24 protein-coding genes are annotated in these 20,053 nt (G+C 50.4%); 17 read left to right on the forward strand and 7 right to left on the reverse strand.

What is annotated here, in order from left to right:
- Positions 1 to 39 precede the first annotated feature (39 nt).
- The 4 genes from nfsB (at position 40) to DW350_RS14490 (ending at position 3,516) form a co-directional block, all read left to right on the forward strand.
- Positions 40 to 693, forward strand: a complete 654-nt coding sequence (gene nfsB, locus DW350_RS14475) for an oxygen-insensitive NAD(P)H nitroreductase (RefSeq protein WP_115719614.1) — start codon at positions 40 to 42, stop codon at positions 691 to 693.
- 181 nt (positions 694 to 874) lie between these two features.
- The gene (locus DW350_RS14480; protein ID WP_115719615.1) at positions 875 to 1,414 is read left to right on the forward strand and encodes a phosphatase PAP2 family protein; all 540 of its coding nucleotides are present in this window, start codon (positions 875 to 877) and stop codon (positions 1,412 to 1,414) included.
- Between the two features lie 93 nt (positions 1,415 to 1,507).
- Entirely contained in the window at positions 1,508 to 3,019 is a 1,512-nt protein-coding gene (locus DW350_RS14485; protein ID WP_115719616.1) for an ankyrin repeat domain-containing protein, read from the forward strand.
- A gap of 38 nt (positions 3,020 to 3,057) precedes the next feature.
- Positions 3,058 to 3,516: an HIT family protein gene (locus tag DW350_RS14490; protein WP_115719617.1), complete on the forward strand. Its 459-nt coding sequence runs from the start codon at positions 3,058 to 3,060 to the stop codon at positions 3,514 to 3,516.
- Between the two features lie 2 nt (positions 3,517 to 3,518).
- Here DW350_RS14490 and DW350_RS14495 read toward each other — a convergent pair whose 3' ends face one another.
- The 4 genes from DW350_RS14495 to DW350_RS14510 all read right to left on the reverse strand — a co-directional run bounded on the left by DW350_RS14495 (position 3,519) and on the right by DW350_RS14510 (position 8,652).
- Positions 3,519 to 4,361, reverse strand: coding sequence for an alpha/beta fold hydrolase (locus DW350_RS14495; RefSeq protein ID WP_115719618.1), 843 nt, complete (start codon positions 4,359 to 4,361; stop codon positions 3,519 to 3,521).
- A 197-nt stretch (positions 4,362 to 4,558) separates the two neighbouring features.
- Positions 4,559 to 6,262: a methyl-accepting chemotaxis protein gene (locus tag DW350_RS14500; RefSeq protein ID WP_115719619.1), complete on the reverse strand. Its 1,704-nt coding sequence runs from the start codon at positions 6,260 to 6,262 to the stop codon at positions 4,559 to 4,561.
- Between the two features lie 215 nt (positions 6,263 to 6,477).
- The gene (locus tag DW350_RS14505; RefSeq protein WP_115719620.1) at positions 6,478 to 7,779 is read right to left on the reverse strand and encodes an SLC13 family permease; all 1,302 of its coding nucleotides are present in this window, start codon (positions 7,777 to 7,779) and stop codon (positions 6,478 to 6,480) included.
- Between the two features lie 33 nt (positions 7,780 to 7,812).
- The gene (locus DW350_RS14510) at positions 7,813 to 8,652 is read right to left on the reverse strand and encodes an amidohydrolase family protein (protein WP_115719621.1); all 840 of its coding nucleotides are present in this window, start codon (positions 8,650 to 8,652) and stop codon (positions 7,813 to 7,815) included.
- Between the two features lie 185 nt (positions 8,653 to 8,837).
- On the opposite strand from DW350_RS14510, the gene DW350_RS14515 reads away from it, so the two are divergent.
- The gene (locus tag DW350_RS14515) at positions 8,838 to 9,575 is read left to right on the forward strand and encodes a GntR family transcriptional regulator (protein ID WP_115719622.1); all 738 of its coding nucleotides are present in this window, start codon (positions 8,838 to 8,840) and stop codon (positions 9,573 to 9,575) included.
- Here DW350_RS14515 and DW350_RS14520 read toward each other — a convergent pair whose 3' ends face one another.
- The gene (locus DW350_RS14520; RefSeq protein ID WP_192954695.1) at positions 9,576 to 10,613 is read right to left on the reverse strand and encodes a GGDEF domain-containing protein; all 1,038 of its coding nucleotides are present in this window, start codon (positions 10,611 to 10,613) and stop codon (positions 9,576 to 9,578) included.
- A 267-nt stretch (positions 10,614 to 10,880) separates the two neighbouring features.
- Here DW350_RS14520 and DW350_RS14525 point away from each other — a divergent pair, with 267 nt between their 5' ends.
- The 12 genes from DW350_RS14525 to DW350_RS14575 all read left to right on the forward strand — a co-directional run bounded on the left by DW350_RS14525 (position 10,881) and on the right by DW350_RS14575 (position 16,569).
- Positions 10,881 to 11,651, forward strand: coding sequence for a tetratricopeptide repeat protein (locus DW350_RS14525; RefSeq protein WP_115719624.1), 771 nt, complete (start codon positions 10,881 to 10,883; stop codon positions 11,649 to 11,651).
- 123 nt (positions 11,652 to 11,774) lie between these two features.
- On the forward strand, positions 11,775 to 12,059 hold the full coding sequence (locus DW350_RS14530; RefSeq protein WP_192954696.1) for a YceK/YidQ family lipoprotein: 285 nt from the start codon (positions 11,775 to 11,777) through the stop codon (positions 12,057 to 12,059).
- 702 nt (positions 12,060 to 12,761) lie between these two features.
- Positions 12,762 to 13,004 carry a DUF7660 family protein gene (locus tag DW350_RS14535; RefSeq protein WP_115719626.1) on the forward strand — a complete coding sequence of 81 codons (243 nt, stop codon included), beginning with the start codon at positions 12,762 to 12,764 and terminating at the stop codon, positions 13,002 to 13,004.
- A gap of 96 nt (positions 13,005 to 13,100) precedes the next feature.
- On the forward strand, positions 13,101 to 13,778 hold the full coding sequence (locus DW350_RS14540; RefSeq protein ID WP_115719627.1) for a HEPN domain-containing protein: 678 nt from the start codon (positions 13,101 to 13,103) through the stop codon (positions 13,776 to 13,778).
- 106 nt (positions 13,779 to 13,884) lie between these two features.
- On the forward strand, positions 13,885 to 14,265 hold the full coding sequence (locus DW350_RS14545; protein WP_115719628.1) for a DUF5071 domain-containing protein: 381 nt from the start codon (positions 13,885 to 13,887) through the stop codon (positions 14,263 to 14,265).
- Between the two features lie 74 nt (positions 14,266 to 14,339).
- A complete protein-coding gene (locus DW350_RS14550) occupies positions 14,340 to 14,702 on the forward strand; it encodes a transposase (RefSeq protein ID WP_115718516.1) in 363 nt (120 codons plus the stop codon).
- The gene (locus tag DW350_RS14555) at positions 14,627 to 15,094 is read left to right on the forward strand and encodes an IS3 family transposase (protein WP_115719629.1); all 468 of its coding nucleotides are present in this window, start codon (positions 14,627 to 14,629) and stop codon (positions 15,092 to 15,094) included. The genes DW350_RS14550 and DW350_RS14555 overlap by 76 nt, the downstream gene beginning before the upstream one ends.
- Entirely contained in the window at positions 15,085 to 15,297 is a 213-nt protein-coding gene (locus DW350_RS14560) for a DDE-type integrase/transposase/recombinase (RefSeq protein WP_264296807.1), read from the forward strand. The genes DW350_RS14555 and DW350_RS14560 overlap by 10 nt, the downstream gene beginning before the upstream one ends.
- On the forward strand, positions 15,260 to 15,508 hold the full coding sequence (locus DW350_RS14565; RefSeq protein WP_115718518.1) for an integrase core domain-containing protein: 249 nt from the start codon (positions 15,260 to 15,262) through the stop codon (positions 15,506 to 15,508). Before DW350_RS14560 ends, DW350_RS14565 begins: the two co-directional genes overlap by 38 nt.
- Positions 15,509 to 15,534: 26 nt before the next feature.
- Positions 15,535 to 15,747 (forward strand): hypothetical protein, encoded by a 213-nt coding sequence (locus DW350_RS19465; RefSeq protein ID WP_152032988.1) that lies wholly within the window; start codon positions 15,535 to 15,537, stop codon positions 15,745 to 15,747.
- A 110-nt stretch (positions 15,748 to 15,857) separates the two neighbouring features.
- On the forward strand, positions 15,858 to 16,238 hold the full coding sequence (locus tag DW350_RS14570) for a hypothetical protein (protein WP_152032989.1): 381 nt from the start codon (positions 15,858 to 15,860) through the stop codon (positions 16,236 to 16,238).
- Entirely contained in the window at positions 16,231 to 16,569 is a 339-nt protein-coding gene (locus DW350_RS14575) for a hypothetical protein (RefSeq protein WP_115719632.1), read from the forward strand. The genes DW350_RS14570 and DW350_RS14575 overlap by 8 nt, the downstream gene beginning before the upstream one ends.
- A gap of 305 nt (positions 16,570 to 16,874) precedes the next feature.
- Here DW350_RS14575 and DW350_RS14580 read toward each other — a convergent pair whose 3' ends face one another.
- Positions 16,875 to 17,906, reverse strand: a complete 1,032-nt coding sequence (locus DW350_RS14580; RefSeq protein ID WP_115719633.1) for an IS110 family RNA-guided transposase — start codon at positions 17,904 to 17,906, stop codon at positions 16,875 to 16,877.
- A 145-nt stretch (positions 17,907 to 18,051) separates the two neighbouring features.
- On the reverse strand, positions 18,052 to 18,969 hold the full coding sequence (locus DW350_RS14585) for an IS5 family transposase (RefSeq protein ID WP_115719634.1): 918 nt from the start codon (positions 18,967 to 18,969) through the stop codon (positions 18,052 to 18,054).
- Positions 18,970 to 20,053: the final 1,084 nt, after the last annotated feature.

Below are 20,053 nucleotides of genomic sequence, written 5' to 3' on the forward strand. Positions count from 1 at the left end.
TAGGGTGTTGCCATCCCCCACCTTTAAACAGGTTTTAGTATGAATATCACCGACTACGCAAAGGCTCGCTACTCAACAAAAGCCTTTGATCCAGAAAAGAAAATTCCAGAAGAAAAAGTAGCACTACTGAAAGAGCTGGCCCGCTTCTCCCCTTCCAGCGTGAACTCACAACCCTGGCACTTTATCTTGGCCAGCAGTGATGAAGGCAAAGCCCGCATTGCCAAGGCCACCCAGGGCGGTTTTGCCTTTAACGAAGCGAAGGTTTTGAACGCATCCCATGTATTGGTGTTCTGCGCCAAAACCGGCATCGATGAAAACTACATTCATGAGCTGACCGAAACCGAAGACCAAGACGGCCGCTATGCCACACCAGAAGCCAAGGCAGGCGGTTTAAAAGGCCGCAACTTTTTCGTTAACCAGCACCGCTTTGTCTACAAAGATGCCCAGCATTGGATGGAAAAGCAGGTGTATATCAATGTCGGCACCATTTTGCTTGGCGCCGCCACCTTAGATATTGATGCGGTACCGATTGAAGGTTTTGACCCGGCGGCGCTTGACGAAGAATTTGCGTTACATGCAAAAGGCTACACCAGCGTGGTTATTGTTGCCCTGGGCTATCACAGCGAGGAAGACTTTAATAAAAAGCTCCCCAAATCTCGTTGGCCAATGGCACGCATTTTCAGCGAATGCTAAAGCGAAAACACCGGCATTCAGGCCGGTGTTTTTTTGCGCTTTTACCCCATGGCGAGCAGCGGTCTTTTTAACTTGCAAACCCGATCACACTCTGGCTTTCCCGCCACCCCAAAGCGTTAAGAATTAATTAATCTTTTGCCAATAATGTTTTGTTTTCATAAAGATAAACTTGCTGGCATCCATGACAATAAAAACTACCTTGCTTGCATCTGGCTTTGTGCTGGCAAGCTTTGCAGCCCATGCAGGCTCTGACACATGGGAAACCATCAGTAATGTCGGCACCAATGGTCTCATCGCTACAGCATTACTGGTGCCAGCGGTAAATGAAGACTGGGACGGGCTATACCAAGCGGGCTTTAGTATCGGTGCCGCTGCCGCCACCAGCGTGGTAACCAAACAGCTGGTGCACGAAGAGCGCCCCGACCACAGCGATAACCAAAGCTTTCCTTCTAACCACGCCAGTGCCGCCTTTGCGGCGGCAACAACGCTGACCATTCGTAACGGCTGGCAGTGGGGAATACCGGCCTATGGGGTGGCCACCTTGTCGGCGGTAGGCCGGGTAGAGGCAGACCGCCACTATTGGAAAGATGTTATTGCAGGTGCCGCCATCGGTACCGCCGCTGGCTGGTTTTTTACCCATAACATTACCGACACCGTTGCCATCAGCCCTTGGTTCGATAAATGGGGCACCAGCGGCATTATGGTTTCAATGCGCTGGTAAGCACTTAACCCTTAGATTTTGTTATTCTTTTATAGTGAAGTGCAGGGGCTTTAGGGTAAAGTCACCCGCATTGAAGCGGTAAGGGAATACACCATGCGTTACTTGCTGTTAGCGCTGTTTGGCCTATCCAGCTTGGCCAGTGCTCAGGACTTTTTCCATGGCAACGGCCAAGTGGCCAACGCCCCCATCACCATTACCCTCAGTAAAGCGGCCAATGGCCAGCTGAGTGGCCACTACGCCTACCAAAAATACCAAAAGCCCATTGCGATTGAAGGCCAGCTAAGCGGTGACAAGGTCAAGCTCCACACCACCGGCCAAAAAACCGAAGAAGAGTTTGATGGGCTGCTGGTAACCATTGACGGCAAGCCGGTGCAAATATCCGGCAGTTGGTCGCAGCAGCAACGCTATAACTATGCCTATTTTGCCGTAGGCACCATGCCTGACCCTTACCGTGACCATCAGATAAGCTGTCAGGAAATGGCCCAAAGTCCGGCATTAGTGTTTAAAAGCAACGTGGATTTAGGCTCAGGTTCTGCCTCACCCAACAGCATTGATTACCAATGCCCGCACAGCCTTGCCTCACTTGCCTTTATCAAGCCCCTTTTAGCGCTAGCGGGCTTTATTCAGGAACCCTTTGCTTTGCCACAGGCCTGTACCGGCACCATTGTTTTCGCCCAAGCACGTTACCAAAGCTTTGACTTAGCCCGCCTCGGTTATTACCCGCAGTCGGTGAAGTCTGCGGCCAACAGCCAGTTAAAGGAACGGTATTTTCGCCAGTGGAGCTACCAAAGTCTCTTTAACCGCGACATTTATAACCGCTTTGAAAACATGAAAAAAACTGTGCTTCCCCAGTTAGCAGCCTGGTATCAGCAAACAGCGGCCGTGAACGCCAGCACTGCGGCCACCTATGCCAGTAACGCCCTAGCGGTTATCGCAGACTCGGCCTATGGTGCTTTTCCCGGTAGCTATTCTGGCCGCTGGCAACCAGAGCCGTTGGTTGCTCACACCGAGGATGCCATTAACGGCAACAGCAACGCTTTTATAAAAGCCCTTGCCAAAAGTCGCGACCAGCAAAAACGCAATAGCCTGCGCTGGCTGCTCGTTAGCCGCCCACAACCGGCCCTTATTCAGCAACTGCTGGCCAGTATTGAGCAAGTTAATACCAAAGGCCGCGGTGAATCGCCCTTGTCATTAGCGGTAACCAAGCCCAAATTGCTGGCCATGCTGTTAGCAAAGGGCTTTGCTCCCAACCAGCAAAATAGCTTTGGTAAAACCCCGCTCTTTTACGCCATTGAGTATCAAAATAGGGCGGCAGTGGCACAGTTACTGGCCGCTGGTGCCGACGTAAATCACCGCTACCAGATGCAGGATATGGATGACATTGAGTACCAATGCGATAACACCATTACCCATTGGTACCGCACGCCCTTAATGCACGCCGCCCAACACAGCGATGTGGCCATGCTGGCCGAGCTGTTAAAAGCCGGCGCCGACATTAACGCCAAAGACAGCCTGGGAGATAACGCCGCAGCGTACGCTAAAAAAGCCGGTAAGGCAGATAACCTGGCGTTTTTGCAAAAGCAGATGCGGGCGCATTTGCACTAGGCGATTGCTCGCAATAACAGTAAAGGAGACGCCATAAAATGGGCTGTATTTTTTGCGATATTGTTGCCGGTAAAGCGCCCTGCCATAAGGTATGGGAAGACGAAAGCCACCTAGCATTTTTATCGATTTTTCCTAACACCCCTGGCTTTACCGTGGTGATCCCGAAAGGGCATCACGGCAGTTATGCCTTTGCACAAGACGACAAGGTGTTAACGGCGTTGCTGCTGGCCACCAAAGAAGTGGCAAGACTGTTGGATAAAGCCTTTGATGATGTCGCGCGCTGCGGCATGTTCTTTGAGGGCTACGGTGTAGATCACCTGCACAGCAAACTGTTCCCTATGCACGGCACCGGTAACGATGCCAAGTTTCAAGCGATTGAAGCGGTGAAAGACACCTTTTTTGAGCGCTATGAAGGTTACTTATCGTCTCACGATAGCCACCGCGCCGATGACCAAACCCTGGCCGCCCTGGCAGCAAAAATAAGGGCGGCCCGGTAACCTTAAGCCTGGATAAATGCCAGCACGTCCTTATTAAATTTGTCAGGTTCCAACTGCGCCAAACCGTGACTGCCACCTTCATAAATTTTAAGGGTGGCGTCTTTTACCAAGGTTGCGGTTAACTCTGCCGAGGCGGCAATGGGCACTATCTGGTCATCATCACCGTGGATCACCAAGGTGGGTTTATCAATGGCCTTAAGATCGTCGCTATAGTCCACTTCTGAAAATTCGCGGATACAGTCGTACTCACCTTTAATACCGCCTTGCATTCCCATCAACCAAAAAGAACGCTGCAGGCCTTCTTTTATCTCAGCGTCCTGGCGGTTAAAGCCGTAAAAAGGCACCGTTAAATCCATAAAGAACTGGGCCCTGTTACTGGCGGTGCCCTGGCGAATACCGTCAAAAACATCCAGCGGCGTACCGGCGGGGTTAGCCGGCGTTTTCAGCATCAACGGCGGCACGGCGCCAACCAGCACCATTTTGGCCACGCGGCTACTGCCATGGCGGCCAACATAATGGGCAATTTCACCGCCGCCGGTGGAATGGCCAACCAAAATGACGTCTTTTAACGCTAAATGGGCAATAAGCTCGGCTAGATCATCGGCATATTGGTCCATGTTGTTGCCATCCCAAGGCTGGGATGAGGCGCCATGACCGCGGCGGTCATGGGCAATAACCCGGTAACCGTTGAGGCCAAAAAACAGCATTTGCGCATCCCAGGCATCACCGGCCAAAGGCCAGCCATGGGAAAAGACAATAGGCTGGCCTTGGCCCCAATCCTTATAAGCAATGCGAGTACCGTCTTGGGTGGTAATAAACTGATGGGCAAGACTATCAATAGACATGGTCGCTCCTGGGTGAACAGACATGATGAAACTGGTGCCGGGCACCAGTGCTGTCTATTCACGCTACCAAAGCTAAAAGGGGCGACATAGTTAATCAGCAGAAGCCTTAAATCACTTTAAAAACAAATGGATAATGAAGGATGTTAACCCACATTCCTCCTTAAATACCGGGGTTAACATCCTGAATGGCTGGCACGCTAGCCAAGGCGGGCTTTCACCTTAAACTGGCTCATTAAGGTTTTCAGTTCCAGGGCCTGGCGGTTTAGGTCATCGCAGGCAGCTTCGGTGTCGGTGGTGCTGGCCAGTACAATTTGCCCAGCGTCACGAATGTCCACCACACTGCGGCTAATTTCGTCGGCGGCAGCCGATTGCTGTTCACTGGCGGTAGCCATCAAGGCATTGGCATCATTAAGGTTGTTCAGTGCCTCAAAACCGCTGGAAAGCTCATCCTTGGCCAGATTAATGTGGCGAGAGGTCTCCATGATTTTCTCGCTGCTTTGATAAATCACATCCACCGCGCTACTGGCATTGCCTACCAAATTGGCAATAAGTTCCTGAATTTCCTTGGTTGCATCCTGGCTACGGGACGCCAGCGCCCGTACTTCATCCGCCACCACCGCAAAGCCACGGCCTTGTTCGCCAGCCCTGGCCGCTTCAATGGCGGCATTCAGTGCCAGCAGATTGGTTTGTTCGGCAATGCCATTAACGATGTTAATAAACTCTTTGATTTTGTCGGTGCTGGTGCGCAGCTCGTCAATCATTTCCCGGGATTGGTCGGTGCTGGCCACCGCCGCTTCTGAAAGCCGCTGGGTTTTGTCCATGGTGTGGCTGCCCTGGCGAATGGCGCCGGAGGCCTGATTGGAACTGTGCAGAGTATCTTGGGCGTTTTTCGCCACTTGCGAAATGGTTACCGACATTTGGTGAATGGCACTGGAGGCCTGTTCGGTATTTTGCTGTTGCTGATTAACCGCTTGGCGATTTTTGCGGGCCATTTGCGATAAGTGGTCGGCAGATTGTGCCATCTGCCCAGAATGGCCCATGATGGTAGACACCATACGGCTTAAGGAATTAGCCATTTGGTTCATGCACAGCAATAACTTGCCGAGTTCGTCTTTACGGTTCACTTCAATATCCACATCAAAGTTACCGCTGGCCATTTGTTCTGCCACTTCCCGTGCCTTCGCCACATAAGTGACAATTTGCCGGCTAATCACCACGCTGGTAATAATGCCCACCAACAAAGCAATCGAGGTGAGAAGAATGCTTTGCCAAAGCGCATGGCGCTCATCGGCCTCGGCATTCATTGCTACCGCTTCGCCAATGCTTTGAATTTTATCAATATAAGCGACCAGCTCTTTATTAAGGCCTTGCTGGCGCTGCTCAAGCAGCGTTGCCTCCGATCTCAATGACGCTGGCTCAACCCCACTTTTGATTTTGTCGATAAAGGCGAAGGCGTCTTTTTCAAATGCATCGTGGTGCTCAACAATCAGCTGTAATTGGCTAAAGAGCTGCTGTTCTTTACCTTCAAGCTGGTCAGACAAACTGTGGTTAATGGCGGTTTTTAACAGTTGCTCGGCATTACCGATATTACGGTCAAAGTCGGTGAGCATGGTTTTGTAACGGCTAAGTATTTGCGGCACATCGTCTTCTTGGCCAGTAGTGGGGATCTTTAACGCCCGGTAGGACTGTTCCAGCAAGGTCGCGCTTTGAATTTGCTTAACAGTAATGTGGCTGGTGAGCTGCACCAGGGGAATAGTTTCATGCGCGATACCCTTGATGTCCCGTGCTATTTTGCCCATTTTCGCCATGCTGAAGGCCGAAATAATAATGGTGATCATCAGCACTATGCCAACCAGCAGCACAATTTTAATGGCGACGGACTGATCCTTTATCCACTGCATATCCTTTCCTCACGTCCTTGAATGCCCCACCTACGGCTTTTCCTCTGCGAACAAAGTCTTAGGTGCCCCTACTGATAGCAGTGTAGACGTTACACAAGAACTTGGCGTTCAGGCTGTAGTAAGCATTAAGGATGCTAAGAAGGTTATTTAAAAAAAAGGCCAGCACGAGGCTGGCCAGAATCACAACGTTGAGCAAGCACACGTTGCCAAGAAGGTCAGAACAAAAACGTCAAAGCGACGTTAAAAAGCAGCGCTGCTGCAAAGCCAATGGGAGCGGCTTTAAATAACATTTGCGGAAACAGAGCCTGGCGTTTTTCTTCGCTGCTACACGCCGCCAGAACCAAGCTGCCGCCCGATGAAAAGGGCGAGATAGAGGTTGCCTGCGCACCCACCACGATACTGATGAAGATGATCATCGGGTCGATATGCAGCGACTGGGCAATACCAGGCACCAAGGGGAACAGAGCCGGGGTAACCACCCCCAGGGTGCTGGCAAAAAGCGACATAAAGGCGCCGACAATACCGAACACGATAGGCACCAAATACACCGGAATAGAGGTGCCAATCCAGGAACCCAAGGCTTTAATGGCGCCAGCGTGAATGGCAACCGAGATCAGCATGCCAACACCACAAATCATAATGATGGTGGGCCAAGGCAAGGAAGCAATGGCTTTGCGCTCGTCACCCAGTTTCATCACCAAGGCGATAACCGAGAAGATACTGGCGATAAGGCCGATATTAATTTTGCTGTTAAGGAAGGTAACGGCGGCATTGTGCGGGGCTACCAAGTGGGCAATGGGGAATACCAGCACCACCAGCATCATGATGACTGTTAACCACAGGGTTTTCTTTTGCACCGCATCAAAGGGCCGCGGCGTATCCACATCCAATACTGACTGGCTAATGGTTTTGCGCTGCTTACCGGTAAACACCATCACCGCGATCACCAAGATGGGGATTATAAAGGTGCTGGCAAAAATACCGGCTGAGTTCAAAAACGCTTGGTCATCACTCAAGCCAGCATGGGTCATCAAACCGCGGAAAATAATGCCGCTTTGGCTCGCCACGAAGTTGGCCCCCGCCAGCGCGCCGTAGTTTACCGACATGGCGCCCACCACCATGCTCATGCCGGTACGTTGGCAAATCAGCAGAGTCAGCGGTGCCATAAAGGCCAGTACGGTGTAATAGCCAGCACCCAGGCCAGCAATCAAAGTGGCGATAAAGAAAATGGCAAAGGGCAGCAGGTGCGGCACATTGCGACACCGGTAAAGCAGGTGTTCCGCCAGCCTTTCCAGGGTGCCGTTGATGGTAGCGAAGCTGTAAAACAGCGACACCGAGAAAATGATAAAGAAGATTTTTAGCGGCCACAGTTTGATAAGCTCGTTCGGGCTCATACCCATCACAAAGCAACCAATCAAGTAGGCAAACGCGATGGCATACAAGCCAATGTTTATCCGCGTTTTATAGCCCAGTCCTATTGCCAGGACGATGGCGGCCACCACCATGAGACTTAACATAGGGTTTCCTTTTTATATTGTTTTATTGGCTTTTTAAGCCAGTTGGAACAAGGCCTTTGGATTGTCTACCAAGACCTGTTTTTTTTCTGCTGTATTACTCAATAAGGCGTCCATCGCCTGGTATTGCTCCTGGTATGAGGTTTGATCCTCAAACTGGGTGTGAGGCCAATCACTGCCCCACAAGAAGCGGCCAGAGCCGCCCATAGCACTGCGCAAGAGCGCGTGCATTTGCTTGGCCCGTTGCAATCGTTCACTAGGCGAAAGCGCGGGGTCATTGCGGTAACTGGCGGAGAGTTTCACCCACAGTTGCGGGCTCGATAACTGCGCCAAAAAGGCATGATGCAGCGGGTTATCAGGGTTAATACCGTCGGTTGGACGACCAAAGTGGTCGATAACGACATTGACGCCGCTTTCGATAATGTTTGGCAGAAAACTGGCCAGCTCATCCACATGACACTGAATTTGCAGTGACCAGTTACGCGCTTTAAGGCGTTTAAAAAAGTCTTGCCAAAGTGGCGACTGATAATCACCGGCAGATTTGCCAATCAAGTTCAGCCTGACGCCAACAGCGCCTTGGCTATCTAGTTGCTCAAGTTCGTTGTCAGTGATGGATGGCTCCACCACCACGATGGCCCTGAGCCGGTCAGGAACGGTAGCAGCGGCGGCCATTAAGTAGTGGTTATCGGTACCTAAAAAGCTCGGTTGTACCAACACCCCATGGGACATGCCAAATTGGTCGAGATTGGCCAGGTAATCTTGCACCGTCGCTTGGTAGTCAGGGGTATAACGGCGGCCAGAGACCATAGGCAGACTGGGCGTAAACACGTGAGCATGGCAGTCAACAGCGCTGACCGCTAAGCAAGAAGGTTTCATGGTAGTCCCCTCGAATTAAGCCCTAATGACGCGCACGAACGTCAGGCAAAATTCATTTATTCATATATATGTTTAAAGCAAAATATCCTCGATTTCGTATAAAAGTCAACCTTGGGGGCCCTTTTTGGCCGCGAGTGGAGTAGGATTGGCCAAGTGAGCGGACCACTAAATCATTAGATAATTAAATGAATACAAGCACTTTAGAAAGGGATAACCGGCTTCCTCTTTATCAGCGTATTCGTGACGACATGCTCGAGCGTATTGCTAATCGCCAATGGCTTCCCGACCATGCCATTCCCACCGAAGCCGAACTAACACAACTGTATGGTGTGGCCATTGGTACCATTCGCAAGGCGGTTGATACCCTGGTAAACGACGGCCTGTTATTGCGGGTACAGGGCCGCGGCACATTTATTCAGCGTCCTAACTTTGGCAGTTCGCTGTTTCGTTTTTTCCGCCAGCGCGGAGCCAGCGGCAGCTACGAGGTACCACAAAGCCATATCATGGCCCGCGGTGTCGAGCCTGCCAGCAGTAAAGTGGCCATCGCCTTGCAATTACCGGAAGGCCAGCAGGTTATTCACTTGGAAAGGCAGCGTTTACTGAGCGGCCGTTTGGCTTTTATTGAAGACATTTGGTTGGATGCCAGCCGCTTTGCTGAACTGATGGATATTGAGCTAAGTGCCTTTGGTAACCTGCTCTACCCGTTTTATGAGGAGCGTTGCCAGCAACTGGTGGCCAGTGCCCGTGAAACCTTGACCATTGCCAGCGCCAATGACGATATTGCCAAGCGCCTGGACATCGCCAAAGGGGCACCCATTGCCATTATTGAAAGGTTAGCCATGGATTATGGCCGTCAGCCGTTGGAATACCGGCTGTCACGCTCTGCCGCCGATAACTTCTGCTATCAAATCGAGATTTCGTAGTCAGTGGCTAACCACGGTGTTACGGCCAGTATTTTTGGCTTGGTATAAGCGCATATCCGCCTGGCGGTAGAGACTGTCAAAGTCTTTGCCGTCTTTTCGCCACTGCGCCAGGCCAATACTGACAGTAAAATCAATTGTTTGGCCATTAAGCAGCAAGGGGCTTTCGGCGACAGTGCTGCGCAGCTTTTCTGCCACCAGCATTGCCCCTTCAGCGTCGCAATGGGGCAAAATCAAACAAAACTCTTCACCGCCCACCCGAAACAGCCAGTCTTGCTCACGGGTGTGGCGGCTTAGCAGCTTGGCAAAATACCGCAGTACTTCGTCGCCGCTTTCATGGCCAAAGTTATCGTTAACACTTTTGAAGTGGTCGATATCAATCAGTATCAAGGTGAAAGGGCTGCGGCCATGTTGCTGGCACAGCTGCGCAAAGACGTCTTCGAGGTGCAGCCGGTTATGCAGGCCGGTTAAAGGATCTTGCGACGCAATTTGCCTTAGCTGCTCCATCATCTGGTTGCGCTTACGCTCATAAACATGGCTGATAGCCCAGATAGACAGATAGGTCAGTGCCGCATTAATCCCCACCGCTACCGTCATATTGCCGCCATGGGGCGGCTGCACCCACAACAGCGCCACCACCCCGACTAGCCCAACCAGACCGGCTAACACACCGCCCCAAAAAAGCCCTAACAGCAGCAAGCTACTGGACGGGATCACCAGCAGCCAATAAAAGCCGTCGTTGAGCATGGAACGGGTAAGGATGCTGTCAATGACGGTGGCGCTGATGATAATCAGCAAAGACGCCGACCAGCCGCGCAAATAAGGGGTGTCCGGCAGGCGATAAAGAAACATGGCGCAATAAAACACCATCAGTACTTCAACAATGGCGATGGTGTTCCAGCCGTGAGCGCGAAAATTCAGTAGCGCCAACGCCGCCGCCACCAAAATAACCACCCACAGTACCACTCGTAACAAGGCCCGGCGAAAAACCGTTTTATCTTCCCAGAGAACAGGTGGCGGCGCCGAAAAAGGGGAAGACATGCGAAAGCACTCCAAGAAAATTTGACCGCTAAAATTACCCTTTCGTGCTGACGATTTCCATGGCCTCATCGCTATTAACGCTGTTTTAGCGCACATTGCCGCGCGCCGCCGTGCAACAAGAGGCGCTAGGCCCAATAAATTGTTGAGAAAATTATCTATTCGCGTTTTATAAAATGCTGGTGTTTTGACAGGATGATAAGGTGATAATGGTTCGCAACTCGCCTTAAAACCGAGCCCGCTAACCCTGTCTGCAAAGGATTTTAAGAGATGGCATCTCACCTGTTTCGTTGTCTGGTCACCAGCTCACTTTTGTCCTTACTCAGCAGTTGCGCCTTATTGCCGCCCGCCGCCAGTAATAACACGCCGGTGATGTCGCGCAGCGGCCTGACCTATCAAGCCGAACATGGCGACATCAAGGTGCAGGCCGAACTTGGGGATGATTATCTCAATGGCGTAAACGGCCCCATCGACTACACCCAAGCCTTAAAATGGAACCAGCTAGCCGCCGACAATGGCCAGGGCCAAGCCATGACTAACCTTGGTATTCAATACCTTAAAGGCTTAGGAACCCATAAAGATCTGCCGTTAGCACTGTCGTGGTTTCAGCAAGCGGCCGTTGCCGGGGATTACCGGGCACCACGGTATTTAGGTTGGTGCGCCGAACAAGGTATTGGCCAAAAACCAAACCAGCGTTTAGCGGCGCGCTATTACAAGCTGGCCGCTGACCGCGGCGATATCAGCGGCCAATATGACCTAGGCCGCATGTATGAACAGGGCCAAGGCGTTCATAAAAGCTATACCAAAGCCCGCAAGTGGTATAAAGCCGCAGCAGAAGCTGGCAACCTAGCGGCGGCGCCGGCCATGGTGGCCTTGGCCAACCTGTATGAAAATGGCCTTGGCGTCGAAGCCAATACCGGTAAAGCCCAAGCATTGTTGCTGCAAGCCGCCTCTTTGGGCTATCAGCCCGCCAAAGACAAGTTAGCCCCAGGGGCGTTAAAGGCTGCACCGAAGAAAAGCGTGAAAAACACACAACAATAAGGTTAATCTGGCAGCAGAGTTATTACCTGATGCTAAATAATGCCTATTTGTGTTTTACGGACGAATCACATCAAATGCCTTGCCGTAGCCCTGCCTTTACTAATGCAAGGCTGCGCCTCAACCATGCGTTACGCCTTTAACGACGACCCAAACCCCTGCACTCAAGTGCCCTACCTTTATGGCGGCGTGCGTATCGACGTTGAGATGTTTAAAGCCAGTGTTGCCAAGGACAGCAGTGTCAGCACTACCGCAGGGACCTTTAGCCTGATTGACCTGCCCTTCAGTGCGCTGTTAGACACCTTATTGCTGCCAGTGGCAGTGCCAATGCAGTTAAAGGCAGACGATAAATGCGAGCAACAGCAAAAGGCTCATTCCACACCGCCGTTAACCAATAACAGCCATCCATAAAAAGTTTTACCGCAAAGCCACATGTTAGGTAGGGTTAAAAAGTCAGCATTTCACAAATGCGAAATGGGCAGCGGTAAAAGCCTCCCGGATGGGTAACAACTCAGGATGAGAAAGGGAGATTGGGAACCACACTCAAGGGCGGTAGCGTGGATTTTGGTTTGATATGTTTGCCATAAGCTTGTTGCCGATATGGAGTCTTTTAGCTTCCTTGTTGTTCCTTTATATGCCGGGACTCGCCCCGGCAGGCGCCCTACTTTTGTTTACTCAGACCATCCATGGTCCTCGCCCTAACGGGCTATCGTCGCAAGCGCCGATATTCAAATTTGCTCCTGGCAAATTTGTCGCGATGGCGTTGTGGGTGATTAGAAGGTGTGTCCTTACGCTTACTGTTTTTATATACAGTTTATCTATTGCACCCATCTCAACAGGGCCATTGTGACAACGCGCTAGGCTCGCTTTTACTGGAACGACCAGTAATAAGTTGCTAAAAAATAATATGATTTAACTCATCCGATGTGATGATAACGAGCGCATGTCTCGCATAAAAACGAGACCGCTCGTTTTCATCGAGTCAAAGAAACTGTATGAGTAGAGAATAAATAGGGATATCAGTTGGTTAGCATAACAAATAGCAACTAATCTGATGAGTGAAAGCGAGCGCGCTCGCTAATAAAACTGTTATGTGTCAATCAGAGTAGGCGCATGGAAATAGACTACGAAAAAATTGGAAGCAAAGAGGAGCTTATCGCTCTTATTGGTAGGCTATGCGCTGAGGATACTTCCAAGTGGGAAAATGTATCTACATTATCTTTCCTTGAGGCTATGGCTTCTTGGCTAGAAAGTTCTGGTAACCTTTACAAAAATCTCAACCTGGACACAGATTCAGAGCTTCCTAGCTGGCAGATATTCGCTGATGCAATCCAGGCTGCAACTATCTATGAGTAATCATCAACACATAACAAACAAAGGCAGCATCGCCCTGCGGGCTGGACGCGCTAACGCTCGCCGCTGCTTTGGGCGTTATGTTTCTTGGAGGCAGTATTGAGTTTTGATTTGGACAAATGGATTGGTGAGTTAAGAGAAGCAATAAACTCTTACACATCGCTTCATGATCCTATATTTTGTGGTAATGCCATGACCGAGTACTATGAAAATAGTAACTTAATAAAGTGCATTGCTTTAGGAACTGCCGTTCAAGAAAAAGAGAATACTGGGAAAGAACTTTCTAAAAAAGAGCTACAAGCCGTAGCTGATAAATATACTAAAGAGTTTTCTGATCAAGCCTTTAATGGGCTAATGGTTTATCGGCGTCAAATGGTAGTAATAGCATCAACTATTTTTGAAGCTTTACTTAACGACTACTTAAAGTGTTACTTTGGTTCTTATCCTCAAAAAATGTATAGCTATGTAGGTGTTAATGGAACCATCAATTTTAGAGATGTTTTAGACTATGACAGCAAACAAGAATTGATTCATCATTATTCCTGTGTAGCATCTAAACGTTTCACTTCAAAACCTTGGAAAAGTGTTCTTAAAAATATGGAAAAGCTCCTTAAGCTACAGGTTAATAAAAAGGAATGCATACTCAAAATGTTATCAATTAGAAATGAAATCATTCATGAGGCATCCAAGGCCAATATTGAAAATGACGATGTATTCGACTATTTCTATGCTGTAGAGGATTTCGCAACATCTTTGCCAGCAATAATCGAAACATAACAAGCAAATCAACGCGGACTAATAAAGCTTGGCTTGGTTCGCTGCGCTCACAATTTTAGCCAAGCTTTATTAGCCTGTTATTTGGGCGTTAGGTGCCAGTCAAAGTATGATTCCTTTATCAAAACATGATTTAAAATCAATTGAGAACCTAGACTCTGTTTCAGATGAAGAAATCCTTGAACACTTGCCTCAACTTTTAGAGTGGTTAAAAGACTGCAATTGGCCAGTATTCCAGCCAATTTGCCAGAGGATTTCTAAATTAAATTCAGGTTTTAACACTGAAATACAGAATGTCCTTAATGGCAGTGACACCATTTGGAAATGCAATATTGTTGGTCACCTTTTTCCATCAATGGATCTTCAGAAAGTAGAATCATTTAAGTCACCTTTGCTTAATTTAATAAACAAAGCAACAATGCAAGACTACGAAGAAGGTCTAATAGACTATGTAGAAATTCAGCTTTCAAGAATTGCGAAAGGCACCTAACAAACCGCTGTAGTCGGTCGTGGACCTCACCCGGTTTATCGGACACGCATCAATAACTGACAAAGAGGTCATTGATGCCCGCTTACAAGACCGGAAAACGTACCCAGCAGTACAGCCTTGAGTTCAAGAAGAAGGCCGTGCAGTGGAGCCATGAGCCACACCGCAGCGTCAAGGAAGTGGCCGAGGCGCTGGACATTCACCCCTTCATGTTGTCTCGTTGGCGCAAAGAATCCCGTGAAGGTAAGTACGGCATGGCCAGCAAGACCCCGAAGCCCGAAGGCAAGCTCAAAGAGCAGGATGAAGTGAAACAGCTCAAGAAGCGCATTGCCGAGCTGGAGATGGAGAACGACATCCTAAAAAAGTGGCAACGTTTCCAGGCGGAGGAACAACGCAGCGGTATCGCTTCATCCAACGCCAGCAAGGGCAAATCCCGGTAAAAGCGCTGTGTGCCAGGCTGAAGGTCTCGCGCAGTGGCTACTACGACTGGCTCAAGCGCCAACCAAGCCAACGTCAGCAACAAGACGACGCTTTGCTAACGGCTATCCGCCGCCTATTTGAGAAGGCAAAGCAACGCTATGGCAGCCCGAAAATCCATCGTGCCTTGCGCTTGGAGGGTATTCGGGTTGGCGCTAAACGGGTGGCAAGGCTGATGCGTGAAGCGGGGCTAAAAGCCCGTGTGGAGCGGGTTTACCGGCGGATGAACAAGCGCCGTGCAGAACTGAAAGTGCTGCCGAACCATCGCCTGGCTATCCCAAAGCGAGCGGCCCAAACCAGCAGTGGTCCAGTGATGTTACCTACATCCGCTTTGGCCGCCGCCATGTGTTTTTAGCGGTTATCGTGGACCTGTGGTCACGGAAAATCATCGGCTGGGCGCTGCATGAAAAGCTCAACGCCGAACTGAGCACGGTCGCGCTTTATAAAGCCATCAAGCAGCGTAAGCCCAAGCCAGGATTGATACTGCACACCGACAGGGCATTGAATTCCGGCGAAAGTGATGCAGAAATGGCTCAATCGATATGGTATTCGCCATAGCATGAACCGCCCAGGGCAATGCACGGATAATGCAGAAGTGGAGTCGTTCTTTAAGACGCTCAAAGCCGAACTGATACACGACAATCACTTCGGTACGGTGGCGTCACTGCGCCAACAGGTAGGCCATTACATCCAGCATTTTTACAACAAGGTGCGGCTACACAGTAGCCTCGATTACGTATCACCGATACAGTACGAGCAAGCCGCTTAATAACAACTGCGTGTCCGTTTTATCGGGTGAACATCATCTTTATTACAGTAGTTGTTATAACCTGTTTTTGTTTGCTATGCGTATTTGCTTTAGCTTTTTGGGGTAATGGAGCTATTGAAGCAGAAAAAATTCCAGTGATGCAGCAAAATTTATACAGTATGGCAAGTTTTGGGTGGCAAGCTGGTTTTGGCGCTATTTTAGGTCTTATCGGTGGACAGGTCACAGCAGAAGAAAGTTAACAAACGCTTCATGATGGGACGCAAAAAGCTTGGCTTGCGTCACTTCGTTCCTTAATTTTAGCCAAACTTTTTCGCGCCCCATAAGCGGGCGTTAGGCATACGGAAAATCCGTGACCATGGAAATGAAATTCGATATTACACGATCTTTTGAACAGGATCTTAAGAAACTAGCACCGAAAGAAAAGGATCGAGTTGTAGTTGCAATTGATAGATATGCGGCAACATTTGATACTGCGCTTGATGTCTCAACCCAACACGTCTATCGCCCTCATAAATTGAATATGCCAGATGGATTGGATTCAAGCCTTTATGTTCTTCGAGTTTCACCTCAAATACGAGTGATTCTAACAATTGAGGAAGACCCTCTTTTTGATCAAAAAATCGTCACGCTGTTTCGAGTTGTGAAGCATGATGATATGGAGCGCGCGTTTAAGTCTATCGCTGAATCACTTTATCAGCAGCTACGATCCGGGGAGAGCGATAATGGCTGAAATCAAGTCTATCCTGGATAAATTTGGAGTAATCTTCGATGCACAAAAAAACCTTCCAGATGAAAAACATCGTCTCAAGTTTTTAGAGGCTCTGGCCGAGTTAGAAAACAATGAATGCCACAAAAAAAGGGAGTTTCCAGTTACTCGGCTACATAAGGTTACTGGAGTTAAGCAAGCTGTTTATAGGGCCGATGTGGATAAAATTTCAGGCTGGAGAGTTCATGTGCAATATTCTAGCGATGGCGTTCTTCACCTCAAAGATTTAATCTCTGGCTCAAAACACGATAATGTCGTAGAAGTAATAAAATCGAAAAGGGGTAGGTATAAGTAAATGCCTAACAATCAGAAATTAAAAGGGACTGGACTTCACCCGCTTTAATAGACATATATGGACGCCCCGTATTTTGCAACTGTCGATGAAAAGCGGTTTGCGGACATATATCCGGCGTCGTTGTAGCGCCAAAGGTTGGCACTGCGCCTTAATGTGTTCCGAATTCCGCCGCCTTTACACCCACTCGGCCTCTAAGGCACTGGTCCTTTATCAGGCTCTGGCGAAACCGGTTAACCGTTTATCATCAGGTGTTGCAAACTCAACGGGTGAGGGTCTTGCAATGCTCTTTGTTGTGCCGTCTTCCCTTATGCTGCCAGGTTGCTTTTACCGGCAATAAAAGGGGTTTCATCACGCAGCACTTTCCAGCCTATTCGGGCCAGTTTGTTGGCCAGGGCGACCACCGCCTTGTGTTTGCCGCGGCGCTCAATTAACCCGCGCAGCCAGTGGCCCAGGGCATCATGGCGCCGCTGAGCAAAGCGTAAAACAGCGCGAGCACCGTGAATAAGCAGCGTGCGCAGTTCGCGGCCGCCATTTTTAGTGATACCCATCAGCACCGACTTACCGCCTGAGCTGTGTTGGCGTGGTACCAGGCCATTCCAGGCCGCAAATTGGCGGCCATTGGCAAATTGCTCGCCGCGCCCGACTTCGCTCACCAGAGCGGCGGCGATAATAGGGCCAAACCCCGGTACCGTGAGCAGGGCTTGGTAGGCCGGTAAGGCCTTACAGAGCTCACGGAGTTGCTGTTCAAGTGCCGTTATCTTGCTATCAAGGGCCCGTAATTCACTCAGGCAGCTGCGCAGTAACGTGCGAAGCACAGGGGACAGCGCATTGTCGGCGTTATCCAAGGCCTCCGGTAGTTCGAGGCGCAATTTGGCCAGGCTCAAGCTAAATGTCACACCGTATTCAGCGGCTAAGCCGCGGAGCTGGTTAGCCGTTGCAGTGCGTTGTGTCACATACCGTTGCCGCACTGAGCGCAGGGCTTTGATGTCTTGTTGGGTGACGGTTTTGACCGGCACACAATGCAAGTTGGGGCGTAGCGCGGCTTCGCAAATCGCCAGGGCATCCGTGGCATCATTTTTCTGAGACCGGCAGAAGACCTTGACGTGCTGGGCGGGAATAAGCCGCACCGTAAACCCCAGCTCGGTGATAAGCCTGCCCCAATAATGGGCGGTGGCACAGGCCTCCATCGCGATGAGGGTATCAGGGGGTAGCTGCCTGATAAGATCTAACAGCAAAGCGCGTTTGACCGGGCGGTTGTATAGGACTTTTGCTTTATCAAGCACGCAAAGTTGAAAGGTTGTTTTGGCTAAATCGATACCAGCGATCGTAGTATTCATGATGGACGCTCCTTCAGATGAGTGGCTTACATCCTCATTGTGGCGCTTTGACGCCGAACGGAGGGGCGTCCATCACATCACCCACAAACGGCGTTGTTTCCTAAATCCAACAAGGAACCGCAAGCCCCTAAAGGGCTGGCTGCCCTTAGCTGACCGCCTGGCGAACCGGCATGCCTAAGGTCAGCATTTTGTTCATCACCTTCACCCCAGCCAGGGCTTCGGCAACCTGGCCGTTGTAACTGCGAAGGCTGAGCTTTGGGCTGATGAGCTGCTTGTATCGCGACATCGCCGTTTCCGCTTTTGACCGTTGGTGATAACCGCTTTCCCTTTTCCACTCCGCCAGTTGCCCGGCTTTCAGTGCCGCTACCGCGTCGTTTCGTGGATGCCCTGGTTCCCAATACCCCGCCGTTTTGCGCGGCGGTATGGTTGGCTTAGCGCCCTTCTTTTGCAGAAGCTGGTGGCAGGCTTTGCTGTCGTAAGCCCCATCGGCGCTTACCTGGTGGAGTCGGCGGCGCAGCGGGTTTAACAGGCTAGGCAATACCTCGCTGTCGCCCACGCTTTCCAAGCTCACTTGCGCACCAATCGCTTCATGGGTTTGGGCGTCCACCGCCAGGTGCAGCTTGCGCCACACCCGCCGCTGCTCCTGGCCGTATTTACGTTGTTTCCATTCGCCTTCGCCAAAAACCTTAAGGCCAGTGGCATCGATAACCAAGTGGGCCACAGCCCCTTTGCTTGGCAGACGGTAGTGGATGTTGACCGTCTTGGCGCGCTTGCTGATGCAGCTGTAACTGGGAGAGGTCAGCGGCAGTTTCATCAACTGAAACAAGGAATTGATAAAGCCTTCCAAGGCCCGCAAGGGCAGTTTGAACAGCGCCTTGAGCATCAAGGCGGTTTCGATGGCGGTGTCGCTGTACTCAAAGCCCCGACCCCGCTTGCCGTGGTGTTGTGGGCAATACCAGGTAGCGATGGCGGTCTTATCCATCCAAAAGTGCAGTGAAGCCCAGTTGATCAAAGCGCGGTTGTACTCAGCCCAGTTACGGATTGGATGTTTGGCCTGGCCCATCGGTTGTTCCCCTGCGATACGTCGGGGAGCGGATCACGGTCAAACAGAATGGTTCAGTGGATTTGGGAAACAACGCCCCCACAAACTCTACATCTAGATAATTTACCCTAACGAAGCCAACGCTATTGGGCCCCTTTAAGTGGAGCGCCGAACTGGCGGGAGTGGGAGCTGACTTGAGGCATGGATGCCGAAAGAGCGGAAGACGCGCCGGGAGCGCGTGTGGAGCGGTCAGTGGCAAACGACCAGAAGGTCGGACAGCGCGTAACACCGGGTGGCCTTCTTTGATTACTTTCTTGTCCAAGCAAGAAAGTAACTCGCCCGCCGGGCGAGTCCCGGCTTTATAAAGCAGCTTGAAAACAGTATGACTCACGTCACCAATGCCTCCCAAAAAAGAAAAAGCCCTCAATGGGCTTTTTCTTTTTCTGCGAGTTCTCACTCAGCCCTTTTCGCAAACCTCCTTCCACATCACGCCTAAGCTCACCCATCACTAAACCCATCCTAGTGCGCCCCTCCTTAACCACTAACGTGCAGCAGATCACAAAACAGCATTATCATTCGTAAGCAAACCCTAAATGCCTTGTCTACTCTAAAAAAGATTTAACGATTTATTTACAAACCAATGGAGTGGTTTGGTTACAGTGCCAAGATGCCCGGTAAGGAGCCGCAAGTCTCAAAAGGCGGCCTTTCAATAGCAGTCTTGGTGCCCAAGGATGGGACATTGAGAACCACACTCAAGGGCGGTAGCGTAATTTACGGCCCACCCAAAAACACCTATAACCAATTGATAATTAATAAATTAGTTAACTTTTCATTTCAACCAATTGCTCCTTTATACGCCGATTCGCGCACCGGCAGGCGCTCTACTTTTGTTTACTCGGACCATCCATGGTCCTCGCCCTAGCGGGCTATCGTCGCAAGCGCCGATATTCAAATTTACTCCTGGCAAATTTGTCGCAATGTCCTTATGGGTATCTTTGATTGAATCCAGTGTGGCTAGCCTTCCGTGGAGGTTCATTCCGGCTCGCACGCCCTGCACTCGCGCTCAGCAGCATCAAAGCAGCGCTTTGATGCGCAACCTCGCCCC

This window comes from Gallaecimonas mangrovi, from assembly GCF_003367375.1.
In the GTDB taxonomy this organism is placed as follows: domain Bacteria; phylum Pseudomonadota; class Gammaproteobacteria; order Enterobacterales; family Gallaecimonadaceae; genus Gallaecimonas; species Gallaecimonas mangrovi.

Bases quoted from the DNA above. Each gene is read 5' to 3' on its own strand.
- DW350_RS14510 (WP_115719621.1), bottom strand. From the start codon at position 8,652: ATGAAACCTTCTTGCTTAGCGGTCAGCGCTGTTGACTGCCATGCTCAC.
- DW350_RS14585 (WP_115719634.1), bottom strand. From the start codon at position 18,969: ATGGGCCAGGCCAAACATCCAATCCGTAACTGGGCTGAGTACAACCGC.
- DW350_RS14485 (WP_115719616.1), top strand. From the start codon at position 1,508: ATGCGTTACTTGCTGTTAGCGCTGTTTGGCCTATCCAGCTTGGCCAGT.
- DW350_RS14520 (WP_192954695.1), bottom strand. From the start codon at position 10,613: ATGTCTTCCCCTTTTTCGGCGCCGCCACCTGTTCTCTGGGAAGATAAA.
- DW350_RS14530 (WP_192954696.1), top strand. From the start codon at position 11,775: ATGCGTTACGCCTTTAACGACGACCCAAACCCCTGCACTCAAGTGCCC.
- DW350_RS14575 (WP_115719632.1), top strand. From the start codon at position 16,231: ATGGCTGAAATCAAGTCTATCCTGGATAAATTTGGAGTAATCTTCGAT.
- DW350_RS14515 (WP_115719622.1), top strand. From the start codon at position 8,838: ATGAATACAAGCACTTTAGAAAGGGATAACCGGCTTCCTCTTTATCAG.
- DW350_RS14550 (WP_115718516.1), top strand. From the start codon at position 14,340: ATGCCCGCTTACAAGACCGGAAAACGTACCCAGCAGTACAGCCTTGAG.
- DW350_RS14535 (WP_115719626.1), top strand. From the start codon at position 12,762: ATGGAAATAGACTACGAAAAAATTGGAAGCAAAGAGGAGCTTATCGCT.
- DW350_RS14495 (WP_115719618.1), bottom strand. From the start codon at position 4,361: ATGTCTATTGATAGTCTTGCCCATCAGTTTATTACCACCCAAGACGGT.
- DW350_RS14580 (WP_115719633.1), bottom strand. From the start codon at position 17,906: ATGAATACTACGATCGCTGGTATCGATTTAGCCAAAACAACCTTTCAA.
- DW350_RS14500 (WP_115719619.1), bottom strand. From the start codon at position 6,262: ATGCAGTGGATAAAGGATCAGTCCGTCGCCATTAAAATTGTGCTGCTG.
- nfsB (WP_115719614.1), top strand. From the start codon at position 40: ATGAATATCACCGACTACGCAAAGGCTCGCTACTCAACAAAAGCCTTT.
- DW350_RS14525 (WP_115719624.1), top strand. From the start codon at position 10,881: ATGGCATCTCACCTGTTTCGTTGTCTGGTCACCAGCTCACTTTTGTCC.
- DW350_RS14565 (WP_115718518.1), top strand. From the start codon at position 15,260: ATGCAGAAATGGCTCAATCGATATGGTATTCGCCATAGCATGAACCGC.
- DW350_RS14480 (WP_115719615.1), top strand. From the start codon at position 875: ATGACAATAAAAACTACCTTGCTTGCATCTGGCTTTGTGCTGGCAAGC.
- DW350_RS14505 (WP_115719620.1), bottom strand. From the start codon at position 7,779: ATGTTAAGTCTCATGGTGGTGGCCGCCATCGTCCTGGCAATAGGACTG.
- DW350_RS14490 (WP_115719617.1), top strand. From the start codon at position 3,058: ATGGGCTGTATTTTTTGCGATATTGTTGCCGGTAAAGCGCCCTGCCAT.
- DW350_RS14545 (WP_115719628.1), top strand. From the start codon at position 13,885: ATGATTCCTTTATCAAAACATGATTTAAAATCAATTGAGAACCTAGAC.